This window comes from Syntrophomonas curvata (assembly GCF_052976825.1).
The window spans coordinates 1,785,950-1,800,669 of record NZ_CM129641.1 but is presented as its reverse complement, the minus strand read 5'-3'; the positions used below and the strand labels follow the sequence as shown (position 1 = coordinate 1,800,669).

Annotated in this window: 13 protein-coding genes; 10 read left to right on the top strand and 3 right to left on the bottom strand. The window is 49.9% G+C overall.

All coding sequences use genetic code 11. The features are described 5' to 3' along the window. From ACU70B_RS07990 to glnA, 10 genes are all read left to right on the top strand, one after another. A complete protein-coding gene (locus ACU70B_RS07990; protein ID WP_447183042.1) occupies positions 1–1,683 on the top strand; it encodes a hydantoinase/oxoprolinase family protein in 1,683 nt (560 codons plus the stop codon). Continuing rightward, a complete protein-coding gene (locus tag ACU70B_RS07985) occupies positions 1,680–3,026 on the top strand; it encodes a histone deacetylase family protein (protein WP_447183041.1) in 1,347 nt (448 codons plus the stop codon). Before ACU70B_RS07990 ends, ACU70B_RS07985 begins: the two co-directional genes overlap by 4 nt. Beyond that, positions 3,027–4,760, top strand: coding sequence for a DNA mismatch repair endonuclease MutL (gene mutL, locus ACU70B_RS07980; protein ID WP_447183040.1), 1,734 nt, complete (start codon positions 3,027–3,029; stop codon positions 4,758–4,760). A 2-nt stretch (positions 4,761–4,762) separates the two neighbouring features. Beyond that, positions 4,763–5,548 (top strand): class I SAM-dependent methyltransferase, encoded by a 786-nt coding sequence (locus ACU70B_RS07975; protein ID WP_447183039.1) that lies wholly within the window; start codon positions 4,763–4,765, stop codon positions 5,546–5,548. Between the two features lie 75 nt (positions 5,549–5,623). Further along, positions 5,624–6,556 (top strand): tRNA (adenosine(37)-N6)-dimethylallyltransferase MiaA, encoded by a 933-nt coding sequence (miaA, locus tag ACU70B_RS07970; protein WP_447183038.1) that lies wholly within the window; start codon positions 5,624–5,626, stop codon positions 6,554–6,556. 49 nt (positions 6,557–6,605) lie between these two features. Then, entirely contained in the window at positions 6,606–6,854 is a 249-nt protein-coding gene (gene hfq, locus ACU70B_RS07965) for an RNA chaperone Hfq (RefSeq protein WP_447183037.1), read from the top strand. Between the two features lie 89 nt (positions 6,855–6,943). Further along, positions 6,944–7,843 carry an AAA family ATPase gene (locus ACU70B_RS07960; RefSeq protein ID WP_447183036.1) on the top strand — a complete coding sequence of 300 codons (900 nt, stop codon included), beginning with the start codon at positions 6,944–6,946 and terminating at the stop codon, positions 7,841–7,843. A gap of 139 nt (positions 7,844–7,982) precedes the next feature. After that, positions 7,983–9,209 (top strand): methionine gamma-lyase family protein, encoded by a 1,227-nt coding sequence (locus ACU70B_RS07955; protein ID WP_447183035.1) that lies wholly within the window; start codon positions 7,983–7,985, stop codon positions 9,207–9,209. A 65-nt stretch (positions 9,210–9,274) separates the two neighbouring features. Continuing rightward, a complete protein-coding gene (locus ACU70B_RS07950) occupies positions 9,275–9,760 on the top strand; it encodes a DUF456 domain-containing protein (protein ID WP_447183034.1) in 486 nt (161 codons plus the stop codon). 69 nt (positions 9,761–9,829) lie between these two features. Next, complete coding sequence (gene glnA, locus ACU70B_RS07945) at positions 9,830–11,158, top strand: type I glutamate--ammonia ligase (RefSeq protein WP_447185731.1); 1,329 nt, start codon at positions 9,830–9,832, stop codon at positions 11,156–11,158. A gap of 186 nt (positions 11,159–11,344) precedes the next feature. On the opposite strand, the gene ACU70B_RS07940 is transcribed toward glnA, so the two are convergent. From ACU70B_RS07940 to ACU70B_RS07930, 3 genes are all read right to left on the bottom strand, one after another. After that, on the bottom strand, positions 11,345–11,974 hold the full coding sequence (locus tag ACU70B_RS07940) for a substrate-binding periplasmic protein (protein WP_447183033.1): 630 nt from the start codon (positions 11,972–11,974) through the stop codon (positions 11,345–11,347). Positions 11,975–12,042: 68 nt separating this feature from the next. Next, on the bottom strand, positions 12,043–13,089 hold the full coding sequence (locus tag ACU70B_RS07935; protein ID WP_447183032.1) for a 2,5-dihydroxypyridine 5,6-dioxygenase NicX family protein: 1,047 nt from the start codon (positions 13,087–13,089) through the stop codon (positions 12,043–12,045). 135 nt (positions 13,090–13,224) lie between these two features. Further along, a complete protein-coding gene (locus ACU70B_RS07930; protein WP_447183031.1) occupies positions 13,225–14,541 on the bottom strand; it encodes a purine-cytosine permease family protein in 1,317 nt (438 codons plus the stop codon). Between the last annotated feature and the right edge of the window lie 179 nt (positions 14,542–14,720).

Sequence of the window (14,720 nt, the reverse complement as noted above, 5' to 3'; positions counted from 1 at the left end):
ATGTTGATTGGAATTGATGTGGGTGGCACGTATACCGACGGGGTGGTGTTTGACCGGGGGGAGATTATTGCCGTCACCAAAGTTCCCACCGATGACAGGGATATCAAAGCCAGCGTCCTGCAGGTGCTGGACCGGCTTTTGGAACAGCAGCCGGCGGATGAGATTTCCCGCATAGTGCTGAGCACAACCGTAGTAACCAATTTACTGGCCACCGGAAGCGGGGAAAGAACGGCCGTACTGCTTATACCCGGCTATGGACTTCCGGCTGACGCCTATGGCATAAGTGAGGATACCTTTTTCCTTAAAGGCGCTACCGATTTCCGGGGCCGGGAGATAGAACCGATCGATAAAGGAGAACTGGCCGAGGCGGGCCGGCAAATAAGCTCAGCCGGGATAAAACGGGTGGCCGTTGCCGCTAAATTCAGCAATCGCAATGACAGCCTGGAAGCAAAGACTGCAGCCTATTTAAAAGAGAATTTTCCTGAAATAGATGTTTTTTTGGGCTCTAAAACATCAGGCAAGCTGAATTTCCCCCGGCGGGCAACTACTGCCTATTATACCGCTTTAACCAGCCGGGAATGGAATGGCTTTGTGGATGCGACCGAGGAGGCTCTGGCGGAAAGAGGCCTGCAGTGCGAGGTTCACATCCTCAAGGCGGACGGAGGTACGCTGTCACTGGATGTATCCCGCAGTATGCCCTGTGAAACGGTTTTTTCCGGGCCGGCAGCCAGTACTATGGGGGCTCTGGCAGTCAGCGGGGATAAAGCAAACTCAGTTGTGCTGGATATCGGCGGTACTACTACCGATATTGCCCTTATAATAGATGGGCTGCCTCTCTACGCCTCCAAGGGCGCCAGCATCAATCGACGCTACACCCATATTGATGCTTTTGCGGTTCGTTCAATAGCCTTGGGCGGCGATAGCAGCATCAAAGCAAATAGCGGCCGGGTGGAGGTGGAATCCTCCCGCCGGGACGCAGCCGCCTGTTTTGGCGGTGCTGCGGCCACCGTCACCGACGCCTTCAACTGTAAATTTAATCTGCATATAGGCGACCCCAGCCTATCGGCAGGCGCCCTCCGGGAACTGGCTGACCGGGCCGGGATGGATCCGGAAGAGCTGGGGGCGGCGGTAGTAGATACCGTGATCGGGCGTTTGCGTGATTCTATTCAGGCTATGTTTAAGGAATGGGAAAACGAACCGGCTTATAAAGTCTGGGAGGTAATCAATAAACGTAAGTTTACCCTGGATAAAATTATCGGCATCGGGGCGGCATCCCGGGCCATTGTACCCGAACTGGCTCGGGTTATGAAGATAGAGCCCTATATCCACCGCTATTCCGATGTTGCCAATGCTCTGGGGGCGGCGGTGGCCCGGCCGACCTTGAGCGTGAGCTTGCATGCCGATACCCAGACCCGGCAGTATAACCTGGATCCCGGCGGGGTGAAAGGCAGCCTGGATAATGCCGGAAAGTTTCAAATGGAAGATGCCCGGCAAATGGCCCGCAGATACCTGGAACAAATCGGATCGGAGCGCGGCATGAGTAGTTATGTTAAAGAGACAAGCTTTTTCATGGAAGAGCAATTCAACATGATCAGGGGCTGGGACGGCACCGGCAAGCTGTTTGATGTGGGGATACAGGTTGCTCCTGGTTTTGTTGAGGAATTCAAGGGGGTGAAAGCATGAAACCGACCGGGATTTTATTCTTTCCGGCTTTTGATTGGGCCATAACCCCAACCCATCCGGAAAGGGAAGAGCGTCTGCTTTATACCCGGGATCAGATTTTCGAAGAAGGGATAATGGATTTGCCCCAGATTAAGGAGTACCAGCCCGGATTGGCTGCGCACAGGGATATTGCCCGGGTGCATTTCTGTATACCCGATGTTGCCGCCCAGATAACCGAAGCTCATTTGGTGTCTGCCGGCTCAGCCCTGGTACTGGCCGATGCCTTTATGCAGGGCGAAATTAAGAATGGGTTTGCCATTGTTCGTCCCCCGGGGCATCATTCCATGAGTGTCAGCCACGGCAACCGGGGATTTTGCAATATCAATAACGAAGCCATCATGATAGAATACCTGCGCCGGAAATACGGGATCAGGAGGGTGGCCATCGTTGACACCGATGTCCATCACGGCGACGGCACCCAGGAGATTTACTATAATGACCCGGATGTCCTGTTTGTTTCCTTCCATCAGGATGGCCGCACCCTGTATCCGGGGTCCGGTTTTATGGAAGAACTGGGTGGGCCTCTGGCTTACGGTACTACCATAAATCTGCCCCTGGCGCCGCGTACCACCGATACCGGCATACTATACGCCCTGGATAACTTGATCATGCCGCTGCTGGAAGAATTTAAACCGGATTTAATAGTAAATTCAGCCGGCCAGGACAATCACTACAGCGACCCGCTGGCCGACATGCGCTTCAGTGCCCAGGGTTATGCCCGTTTAAATTCCAGGCTGGCTCCGGACATAGCTGTTCTGGAAGGGGGCTATTCCGTGGAAACGGCTTTACCCTATGTTAATATGGGCCTGATTATGGCTATGGCCGGAATAGATTTCACCAATTTACGCGAACCTGATTATGTCCCGGAAAGGATGAAAGAACCGCCGGGCAATCTGGAATACATTCAAAAGATGGTTAAACAGCAGCTGGCCGCTTTTCGCCGGCGGGAGGAAGTAATAGCCCGCAACCGCGGAACTAAAGAGCGTTTCCAAAGTATTCACAAACAGATATTTTATGATACCGATTATATTCATGAGGAACAGAGTATAAAGCTGCGTTTATGTTCTGACTGCGCCGGCTTCAGGTTGATCGAGTCTACCGCCCAGCACCGCAACGGCCGGTATTATCGGGTATACTGCATATCCATACCGATAAATGCCTGCCCCGCTTGTCATGCCGAAGCCCGTTCCTGCTACGGAGATTTATCCGGCAATGACCGTTATGATTTTGTCTATTTACAGGATCGCATCAATGATGAATATCGCAGCATTGATAATAATAAAGACCTGGAGAAGGTATTATAAATGACGATAAAGGCCCTGGATGAGAACCTTATCAATAAGATAGCCGCCGGCGAAGTTATTGAACGGCCGGCCTCAGTGGTTAAGGAATTGATTGAAAATTCCATTGATGCCGGAGCGACAGCGATTATCGTTAATATCGGCCAAGGCGGAACTGATAAAATTGAAGTTGAGGATAACGGAGAAGGCTTGAGCCGGGAGGATGTGCCGCTGGCGTTTCAACGCCATGCCACCAGTAAAATCGAATGCGACGAGGATCTTTTCAACATATCCACCATGGGCTTTCGGGGGGAAGCCTTGCCCAGTATTGCTTCGGTATCCCGAATTGAGCTTTTCAGTAAAAAGAAGGCCGGTGAAGGGGTTTTTGCCCGTCTGGAAGGGGGAAGCTTCCTTAAACTGGAGAACCGTGCCAGTCCCGACGGCACCAGGATAATTGTCAGGGATTTATTCTTCAATACTCCAGCCCGGCGCAATTTTCTAAAATCCCCGGTCAGCGAGGGCGGGCATATTTACGAACTGCTCTGCAAATATGCCTTGGCCCGTCCTGATATATCCTTCAGCTTCAGCAATGATAAAAAAAGCTTTTTTAAAACCCCGGGCAACGGCAGCCTGAAAGATGCGGTTATGACCATCTACGGCCGGGATTTTACCCGCTATATGATAGAAGCAGACTACAGTGGAGAGGAGTACGGTGTCCAGGGGCTGATATCCACCCCCGAGCTCAGGCGCTTGAACCGGAAAAACCAGATATTCTTTATCAATCACCGCCCGGTGCGCAGTGTGCTGCTTTTTAAAGCCATAGACCAGGCTTATCAGGGACGTTTGCTTTCCCGGGAGCAGCCGGCGGTCATATTGTCCATAACCGTACCTGCGGCCAGCGTAGACGTAAATGTCCATCCCCAGAAAAACGAAGTACGCTTTAAGGACGAAAAAACCGTGTTTCGCACCGTCCATGCCGTAGTGAAAGATTGTCTGGAACAGGTGGATTATCGGCCTTTAAACAATTACCCGTTTTCAGACCGGAGCGGATCAAGCGGTTTCCTCCAAAAATCTGGGCCGCGGGAGTGGCAGGAAAGTGCAATGGAGTTTAAATATACTGAAACGCCGGTCAACCATTCAGGACCGCCCCAGGTTGACATTAAGCCGGCAGCGGCCCCAAGAGCCTTTCAGCCGGAAGCAGGGGAATGCAAGATTATTGGTCAGTGCCTCGATTCGTATATTTTGCTGGAAAAGGATGGCGCACTCTATCTGGTCGATCAGCATGCAGCCCATGAGAGGATTATTTACAACCGGTTGAAAGAAGCTTACGCTGCCGGTAAGGAAATCGCCCAGGTGCTGGCAGTGCCGTTGCCGATTGAGCTTTCCGGCCGCCAGATAAGCATGATTGAGCAGAATAAGGAATACTTTTTGCAATTGGGATTGGATCTGGATGTCATTGCCCCTGATTCTGTGCTGTTGCGGTCGGCTCCGCCCTGGATGATAGGACAGGAGCTGGAAATCATTAACGAACTGCTGGAGATCGGGCAGGATAGTTCCCTGCCTGATCTAAAAGACGAATTAATCAAGACCATGGCCTGTAAAAAGGCGGTCAAAGCCGGAGATGGATTATTAGTGCAAGAAATGGAAACAATTATAAAAGACTTGTTCAGTACCGAACCTTATAAAAACTGCCCTCATGGCAGACCAACCCTGATAAGGATGAGCCATACTGAGCTGGATCGGTTATTCAAGAGGTAAAGATGCATATAATCGCTACTACAGCCCAGTCGGGAATAAAAGATTTCAGTTATTTTAACGAGTTTCTGCAGGACAGCGGCTTCCCTTTGGTGGCAAGGGGGAAACAAAGCTTGGATGATTTAATCCGCACCCATCATGCTGATGCGGTGGTAGTGTGCTACTGCCAAGGACCGGTATTATACCATGATAAGGAAAAGTTTTTCTTTCACCCCAGCATGGCTAAAAACCGTTTGGCTGCCTACCGTAAAAACGGAACTGCTGATCCTTTTGCCAGCGCCTGCCGGCTTAAAGCGGATGATGAGGTGCTGGATTGCACCCTGGGCCTGGGTGCGGACGCCATTGTAGCTGCTTATTTTACCCCCGCCGGCAGGGTGGTTGGGGTGGAATCCTCCCCCGCTATCGCCCAGGTGGTGAAATGGGGTATGAAACATTATGACTCATCCATGAGCTGGCTGAATGAAGCCATAGAACGGATCGAAGTCGTTAATAGCGAGCATTATGAATATTTACAGGGGCTGGACAGCGGAAGCTTTGACATAGTCTATTTTGACCCCATGTTCAGGAGACCGCTGTTAAAAAGCCAGGCTATATCGCCTTTACGGGCCTTGGCCGATCACCGGCCCCTGGATAAAGCCGCGGTCAAAGAAGCCTGCCGGGTAGCCCGTAAACGAGTGGTGATAAAGGAACTGGCTGCAGGCACCGAACTGCAGCGCCTGGGTTGTGAAGCCGTTATCGGCGGCAAGCACCGTAAAATAGCTTTCGGGGTAATTGAACACAGATTAAGATAGATTTAAAAAACCACTACGTTATAACTATCAAGGTTTTTTACTTAACTATTAAGCTGAATTTTTGGAGTTGATGGCTTGGATAAGCTGGTAGCTATAGTCGGGCCCACGGCGGTGGGAAAAACAAAGATTGCGTTTGAGCTGGCGCAAAGGTTTAAGGCCGAGATTATTTCCTGTGATTCCATGCAGATTTACCGGGGGATGGATATTGGAACGGCTAAAGCCGGCGCAGAGGAACGGCAGGCGGTGGTTCATCATCTGATTGATGTGGTCGATCCGGATGAAGATTTCAGTGTGGCACAGTTTCAAGAACAGGCCCAGGAAATAATAATAAAGCTGAATCAGCAGGACCGTTTACCTTTTCTGGTAGGAGGAACCGGTCTCTATTACCAGTCCGTAGTTGATGATTATACTTTCTATCCCATGGAATCACGGCAGGAGATCAGGCAGCAGTGGCAGGCCATTATTGAAGATAAAGGATTGGATTACGCCTACGCCTATTTGCAGTCTATTGACCCCCGGTATGCCGACTTGATCAGTGCCCACGACAAAAAGCGTATAGTACGGGCGATTGAAGTATACCAGCTTACGGGCCAAGCATTTTCTGCCCTGCAGGGCAAATCCCTGCAGGCCTATGACCTGACTGCGGTGGGCTTATATCTGGAACGGGAAGAACTATACCGCCGCATCGATCTCAGAGTAGATGAGATGCTGGCCCATGGTCTGGTAGATGAGGTTATGGCGCTAAAAGAAAAGGGATACGGGCTGCATTATAACTCCATGCAAGCCTTGGGCTACAAACAGGTATTATACTATCTGGATGGTTTCCTGAGCAGAAGGGAAATGGTAAATGAGATTAAGAAAGAGACCCGCCGCTATGCCAAAAGGCAGTATACCTGGTTTAAGAGGGACAGCCGGATACAATGGATAAATATCAGCGATTACAGCGATAAGACGCACCTGTTTGAAAAAATTTCATCTCTTATTGAAGGAAGATTATCAGCAGTGTAGAATCATATTTAGTAACTTGCATATTAATCGAATGGAGGTTTAAACCTTAATGAGCAAGAATCAAATGAATTTGCAGGATGCTTTTCTAAATCAGGTCAGAAAGGAGAAGACTCCCGTGACCATTTTTCTGGTTAACGGGTTTCAGATAAAAGGTATGGTAAAGGGATTCGATAATTTTACGGTTATAGTGGAGTTGGATCAAAAACAGCAACTGGTATACAAGCATGCTATTTCTACGGTAGCGCCGCTTAAACCTATCGGTATGCTTAATCTGGATACCCGCAGCGAGGACGATTAGACCGGCAGATGTTTATAGATTTATATGGATATCACCACTTTTGTCTGTTTATCATATAATAGTCAAGAACAGATGGGAGTGGTTATTTTATGCAGATATCCATGCGTTTTTCACCCCCGGAAAACAGCACCGCACCAGCCAAGTCAGAGATAAGACCCGCAGTGTTCCCGGCAACTGATGCATTCAAAGAATTGGAGAAGTTGATAGGCCTCCAGGAAGTAAAAAAAACCCTGGCTGAAGTAGCAGCCTTTACTCTGATCCAGGAGAAACGCAAACAACAACAACTCAAGGCAGATGGCACCATGCTGCATATGGTGTTTAAAGGCAATCCCGGAACCGGAAAAACCACCGTAGCCCGAATCCTGGGCCGGGTATTTAATGAAATGGGCGTACTCAGCCGGGGACATCTGATGGAAGTGGAGAGAGCCGACCTGGTAGGAGAATATATCGGCCATACCGCCATGAAGACCAAGGAGATGCTGAAAAAGGCCATGGGAGGCATCCTCTTTGTAGACGAAGCCTACACCCTTTCCCAGGGAGGGGATAAGGACTTCGGCAAGGAAGCGGTAGCAACCCTGGTAAAAGCGATGGAGGACTCCCGGGATAATCTGGTGGTAATACTGGCCGGGTACTCCCTGGAGATGGAGCGCTTCTTAACCTCCAATCCCGGCTTGCGTTCCCGCTTTCCCATTCAGATAGATTTTGCCGATTATGATTGCGAGGAACTTTTCCAGATCGCATTGCAGATATACGGCCGGCGCGACTATGAGCTCAGCAGCCGGGCCCGTTGGAAGCTGCGGGAAAGGTTGGCTCAATTTGCCCGCAACCACCACCCCCATAGCGGAAATGCCCGCTATGTCCGTAATCTGGTGGAAAAATCGATTCGCTTGCAGGCCCTGCGGATTATTGATAAAGAACCGATAACCCGGCGGGATTTGGTTACCATTGAGGATGATGACTTGCCGGAACCAGCTTTATTAAGGAATTAAGGCGGCCGCCTTAATGAAATTGCCGGGCAAATATATTATAATGCTTAAGTGGGAACGCAGGGAAGCGACAGGTGGCGGTTCTCTTGTCGTCCGAGCCGCCCCCCGCTGATACCCATATTCATTTGAAAGCGGTGGAATATTGCAATCTATACGTATTATACGGGAAGCGGAAAAGAAGCTGGCGGAGCGTTTTCGGGAATTGGAGGAAATCGCCTACCTTAATCAGATTAAAGTGGTACAAGCCTTTAGAAAACATCACATACGCGACAGCCATTTCAGCCCTTCTTCCGGTTATGGCTACGGCGACGTCGGGCGCGAACGACTGGAAAACATATTCGCCGAGGCCTTTAAGGGGGAGGATGCCCTGGTACGGCCCCAGATCGTTTCCGGCACCCATGCCATTGCCTCTTGCCTGTTCGGACTGCTTAAACCCGGCAACAGCTTGATTTCCCTCAGTGGCCGGCCCTATGATACCATGGCCAATATCATCGGGCGGGATACCGGTACCCGGGGCAGTCTGGTTGACCGGGGCGTTAATTACCGGGAAATAGCCCTTAATGACAATGGCAGCCCAGATTATGAGGCCATCGCCCGGGCGGTTGATCAAAAAACCACCATGGCGTTTATCCAACGCTCGCGGGGCTATAGCCTGCGGCCGGCCTTACCGATGGAGCAAATAGATAAAATGGTACGATTGGTGAAAGATAAATGCCCGACCGCCATAGTTATGATTGACAATTGTTACGGGGAGTTTGTGGAATCAAGCGAACCTTTGGAACATGGCGCCGATATCATAGCCGGGTCATTGATAAAAAATCCGGGCGGGGGACTTGCCCCTGCCGGCGGATATATCACGGGGCGAAAAGATCTGGTGGAGATGATCGCCTGCCACCTGACCGCGCCTGGCCTGGGCAAGGAAATGGGAGCCGGGCTGGTTAATAAACGCAGCTTCTTTCAAGGCTTTTTCCTGGCTCCCCATGTAGTTTTGCAGGCGCTTAAATCAGCTGTACTGCTGGCTTTTGTTTTTGAACAGTACGGTTATGAAGTGTCTCCCCGCTGGGATGAGCCCCGGGCAGATATCGTCCAGGCTGTTCTGTTGCAGGACCCGGACGAAGTTTTGCGTTTCTGCCAGCTGGTACAGAACTATTCTCCGGTGGACAGCGACCTTAGCCTGGAGTACGGTGAAATGCCGGGTTACAGTGATAAAATAGTCATGGCGGCAGGTACCTTTATTCAAGGTTCCTCCATTGAACTGTCCTGTGATGCACCATTGCGCAAACCTTACGGTATTTACCTGCAGGGGGGATTAAGCTATGAGCACTGTCGTTTTGTAATCCAAAATCTGATTGATAATCTTCTGCTCTAAGCCGATTTTAATTTATCCTGTTTATGCTTTATACTTATACTAATCTTTATAAGAGGGTGGTTTTTTTGAGCGCCGATACGATTGCTCTGATTCTGGCTTTGATTTTTATTCTTCTGGGTCTGGCCGGAACCGTAATACCTTTGCTGCCGGGTATTCCGCTGATATTTATCACTATTGCCGCCTACGGCTGGCATGAGGGGTTTCAGGTAATTAATGCCCGGTTCCTGGTTGTCATGGCAGCCCTTACCATACTCTCGTTGCTGGTGGATTACCTTTCTACCGCTCTTGGCGCCAGCTATTTCGGCTCCAGCAAAAGCGGGGTTTGGGGGGCAATAATCGGCACCTTCCTGGGATTGCTGATATTTGCGCCGGTCGGAATATTCCTGGGTCCCTGGCTGGGAGCCAGTATAGGAGAATATATTGCCTGCCAGGATCTCAACAAGGCGATGAAAAGTGGAATTGGTACCGTTATCGGCCTGTTCTCGGGAATTGTATTCAACCTGATCCTGGCACTGGTTATGCTGGTTACCTTCCTGATCAAGGTTTTTTAAGGTTGGGCAAAGGATGAATAGTGAGGTAATAATTTCAGAGCTGTTGCTGCTCTGGACGGAGGTTAAATGATGGATAAAGACTCGATTATGCTTAAGGTCAGGGAAGAAGACGTAAGGATTATCAGGCTGCAGTTTACCGACATCCTGGGGGTTATGAAAAGTATTTCCATAACCGCCGATCAACTGGAAAAGGCGCTGGATGGGGAATTGATGTTTGACGGTTCGTCTATAGAGGGCTTTGTCAGGATTGAAGAATCCGACATGTACCTTAAGCCGGACCCGGAAACCTTTCTCATCCTTCCCTGGGCCAATCCCAGCTTCAGGGGTAAAACTGCCCGGATAATATGCGATATATTCGATTCCAATAACCAACCCTTTATCGGCTCACCCCGCTATGCTCTGAAAAAAGTGCTGGCCGAGGCGGCTGAAATGGGTTTTTCCATGTTTGTCGGGCCGGAACCGGAATTTTTCCTGTTCCATATGGATGAAAACGGGCAGCCCACCCTGCAGACCCATGATAAGGCGAGTTATTTTGATTTGCCCCCGGTGGATAAAGGAGAAGAGGCCCGCCGGGATATGGTGGAAACCCTGCAGAGTATCGGCTTTGAAATCGAAGCGGCTCACCACGAGGTGGCGCCGGGACAGCATGAGATCGATTTTAAATATAAGGACGCCTTGAAGACGGCCGACAGTATAATGACCTTTCGCATAGTGGTTCGGACCGTAGCCCAGAAACACGGGCTGCATGCCACATTTATGCCCAAACCGATATATGGAATCGCCGGCTCGGGCATGCATTTGCACATATCTCTTTTTAAAGACTCCCAAAATATTTTTTCTGACCCCCAGAGCCCGGACGGTCTCAGCTTGGTATGCAAACAATTCATAGCCGGGGTGCTGAAACATTCCCGGGCTATTTCCGCCATTACCAGCCCCACGGTTAATTCCTATAAGCGCCTGGTGCCAGGTTACGAAGCCCCGGTATATATCGCCTGGTCCCACCGCAACCGCAGTCCGCTGATTCGTATTCCCTCCCGTCGGGGTATAGGCAGCCGTGTGGAAATCCGCAATCCCGACCCCAGCTGCAACCCTTATCTGGGGCTGGCGGTTATACTGAAGGCGGGCCTGGAGGGCATAAAAAACGGGCTGCAGCCACCGGCGCCGGTAGAACAGAATATCTACGAAATGGATTTGGCTACCCGCAAGCAGAATCATATTGAATCCCTGCCGGAAAATCTTTATGAGGCCGTGAATGAGTTGGAAAAGGATGAGGTAATAAAGGAAGCTTTGGGAGAACATATCTGCTCCCGCTTCGTTCTGGCCAAGATACGGGAGTGGGAGAGTTATAGTTCCCGGGTATACGACTGGGAAATAGAGCACTACCTGGAAAAATTCTAAGATATCCTGGGCTGCTTCTTATCCTTGCTGAATCGAGGAGGGGAGATACTCAAGCTCTTTGTCCTCGCAGTCCATAAAAAAGGCTGCCCTGTTAAAACGAAACCCGGTAAAAGATGAAATATTGACCTACCAGGTAAATGTTATAGGATTTACTCGGTAGGTCGGAATGGAGTAAATGAGGAGCGATCAGCTTTGCGCTGCCGCCCGCAGGGCAATATTGAAAGTATCCCGTAAATCAGCATTATTGAAAATGACGTACAAGGGGCGGATATAGGTCATGGACTCAATGGCGTAGATATTATCGAGACGGTTATTGGCCATTATATATTCTTTAACTCCCCGGTCAAAAACCCCTAAATCAACCTCATCCCTGCTGATGGCCGTTAATAAAGCCTCGGCGTTAGGGTAGGTTTTTTTGATTTCCCCCTTAAGGGCGTCAATTTCCGCACCGTTGGTATAGCCCTCAATTACGCCGAGGCTTAATCCTGATTCCTCTATTTCGCCATAGCTGTTGATCTTCAAGGCGGGATGGGAAGTGACCACTTCCGTTACGGCATTGCGAAAAAGGTCGGAAAAATAAAAACGCTTTTTGCGTTCAGGGGTATCCTGAACCTGAAATGCCGCTTCCAGTTCACCCTTATCCAACTCCGATAGTATTACTTCCCAATCCTTGATTACTACGTCAGCCGTCAATCCGATACCCTGGAACAGGGTTGTGATTTTTTCATAATCCTGGCCGGTTATAGTTCCATCGGGTAAATAATATTGATAAGGGGGAAAAGGATCTGCTCCGACCCTGATTCTATTCGGCTCCATTATATGCCCCTCCTCGCTGATAGATGCCCGGCGTATGCCCTTTAAGGGCATACGCCGGATCATGACTGCTATTTGCCTAATTTCGCGGCCAAAGCTTTCAAGGTCGGTTCGATAAAGACTCCCTGATCGAGAATCTTCACATCGTCCAGGAACACGGTGCATTCCATGCAGATCCCGTCAATGTGGCTCTTGGCCTCCCGCGGAGCCCCTCCCGAATAGTTGGAACCCTGATGGCCAAACCCCCACTCGGTGCTTCCCCAAACCCGTTCGTCTTCAGTGGTGGTGCCTTCCAGTTTGGCATTGGGGTTGCATCCGTAGCAGACGTGGGCGGCTATATACATATTGGGATCATCTAATTTCTTATAGTATGCCCTAAGAATATCGGCCTGTTTGCCCCCTTGGATTTCCTGGATTCCGCCCTTTTCCACCACATATATTACCGGTTCGGTTAAAAAGCCCAACTCGGCATCACCGCCGCCGCTGATGGTTCCGTCGAAAGCGATAACCCCGTTAATGCTCTCCTCCACCGGTGCCCATCCGATCTGTCCCAGCAGGAAATGCGCGCCCGGCTGGTCATATATGATTTCATTGTTTACCGGCCGCTGGGGATCCATCAGGAAGCTGACATCGGTACCGGCGGCATTGGTGATTCTTACCTTTATCGCCTTTTTGGTCATAGCGGTAAGGGTATCCTGGAATTCTTTCTGGGCATCGATATCCACCTGACCGATACAACGCACAATCCGGTCTATTCCCAAGCCTCCCAGCATTATCTGCCTGGTTCGGCCGTTATTAACCGCCTTATCCCAAATGGGGGAGTAAAGCAGCCACTGGTCATTCATTTCGATCCAGACATCGGTTTTATCGGCACAGGCAATCAGCGGTTCCGGTAAATAAGGCATAGTCAGGGCGCCGTATCCTTTGGGGGTGGAGTGCCAGGCCAGCATAACCTTGGCTCCGAGCATTTCGGATACTTTGGCAATTTCTTCAGCCACCCGGAAATCCGCCTTGGAATCAATGGTAATCAGAACACTTTCACCTTTCCTTACCTTGACCTGATCGTGCATCAGTTTGTAAGCCGCTTGTGACAGTTCCAGATCTAAATAACTGGGCATTTGTAATCTACCTCCTTATAATTTTCATAATCTGAACATTTAGCGATTCTTCTGCCCATAAAATAGGCTTGCTTGACCCCGACCGGAATTCCATTCAATTTAAACACAGACCCGGCGCTGCCTGAACCGATAACTTTACTCGAAAGTAGCGGCTTTTTTAAACTCGACAACGGGGGTTTTGGTAACTGCTCCGTATAGCTTCATGCCCAAATAATATACGATGCCGGCCACCAGCAAAGAATTTATGGAAGGAATACCGGTCTGGACAAAATAACCGACCAGAAAACCGCAAACCCAGCTAAAAATGGCGATGGGATTCCATATTTCGGTTTCGGGCGGCAACCCGTTGTCATTCATCCGGCTTGCATCCAATTCTCTGCGGTTACGTTTTAATATAAAATAATCAATGACCATGATCCCAACCACCGGCGGTATGGCTACTCCCAACAAAACCAGGAAGCCGATGAACTTGTCCACAATGCCGATAGCGGAGAGAAAAGACCCGAGCAGTCCCAGCACAATTGTCATCCATACCCGGCTTACTCGCTTCCCGGATACGATATTGAGAGCGTTAGTCAGTCCCAAACTGGATGAGTATAGATTAATATCATTGATCTTAAGGGTGGAGAAAATTACGATAGCAGCGCCCAGCCAGCCGGATAAGGTGATCATGATAGTGATGATATCCGAAGATTTTGCCGCATGAGCCATCAATATGGCTATCAGGCAGATACCTAATTCGCCGACAAAAGTGCTGATCATCGTCATCCAGAACACATCCATGCCTTTGTTTAGGAATCTGGCAATATCGGGCGTAGTCGCAACGCCTACTACAAAACCGCCCGTTACCATAGTGGTAGCGACTCCGAAAGGCAGGAGAGGACCAGGCGCCGGCGATGCTACAAGGGCGCCGAGGGGTTGCCCTGAAAGCATGTGGAAGGCAGCTATTCCTACCGCAAACAAAAATAGGGGCAAAGCAATATTGGCCGTCCAGCTTAAGAATTTAAAGCCGTAGGCAACAATAGCAATCAGAGCTATACCGGTTATCATCGACCATATGGGCACGCTGAACCATCCCGTTGCCTGGTGCATGCCTATAGCTGTAATCCCGTTTTGTACCCCAAACCATCCCGTCAGTGAAATTGCCACTATAAGACCAATAAGAAACGAGCCGATTTTTCCAAAGCCTGCCCAGCGGGTTAAAAGACTGGTGGACATACCTTCTTTAGCCGCCATGATACCTACGGCCAAACCAATGCCCTCTAAAATCACGCTGCCCCAGAATACAGCCCAAAACGCGTCCCAGAATTTCATGCCAAATCCCAGCGTGGCGCCTAATAACAGCTGCGAGGTGCAAGCAAAGTAGCCAAGCCTTACCACCGTTACCCGCCACATTGCCCTGCGATCTTCCGGCGCTACCCGAACCACGGAATAATCATCATGATTAGCCACAGGCAAAACCTCCTTGTTTCATTTCTTTGGACTACAGCAAACATATTTTTTCCATAATCACGAATAATTAAATCGAACCGCTTAATCCCGAATTCCGTTATTCCGCCTAATACTGTTAAGGATCCTACCCTGCCTGAAACAATTGGTTTTCCATCACCTCTTTGCAGCCGGTCAACCGT

Bases quoted from the DNA above. Each gene is read 5' to 3' on its own strand.
- ACU70B_RS07990 (WP_447183042.1), top strand. From the start codon at position 1: ATGTTGATTGGAATTGATGTGGGTGGCACGTATACCGACGGGGTGGTG.
- ACU70B_RS07985 (WP_447183041.1), top strand. From the start codon at position 1,680: ATGAAACCGACCGGGATTTTATTCTTTCCGGCTTTTGATTGGGCCATA.
- mutL (WP_447183040.1), top strand. From the start codon at position 3,027: ATGACGATAAAGGCCCTGGATGAGAACCTTATCAATAAGATAGCCGCC.
- ACU70B_RS07960 (WP_447183036.1), top strand. From the start codon at position 6,944: ATGCAGATATCCATGCGTTTTTCACCCCCGGAAAACAGCACCGCACCA.
- hfq (WP_447183037.1), top strand. From the start codon at position 6,606: ATGAGCAAGAATCAAATGAATTTGCAGGATGCTTTTCTAAATCAGGTC.
- glnA (WP_447185731.1), top strand. From the start codon at position 9,830: ATGGATAAAGACTCGATTATGCTTAAGGTCAGGGAAGAAGACGTAAGG.
- ACU70B_RS07940 (WP_447183033.1), bottom strand. From the start codon at position 11,974: ATGGAGCCGAATAGAATCAGGGTCGGAGCAGATCCTTTTCCCCCTTAT.
- ACU70B_RS07935 (WP_447183032.1), bottom strand. From the start codon at position 13,089: ATGCCCAGTTATTTAGATCTGGAACTGTCACAAGCGGCTTACAAACTG.
- ACU70B_RS07975 (WP_447183039.1), top strand. From the start codon at position 4,763: ATGCATATAATCGCTACTACAGCCCAGTCGGGAATAAAAGATTTCAGT.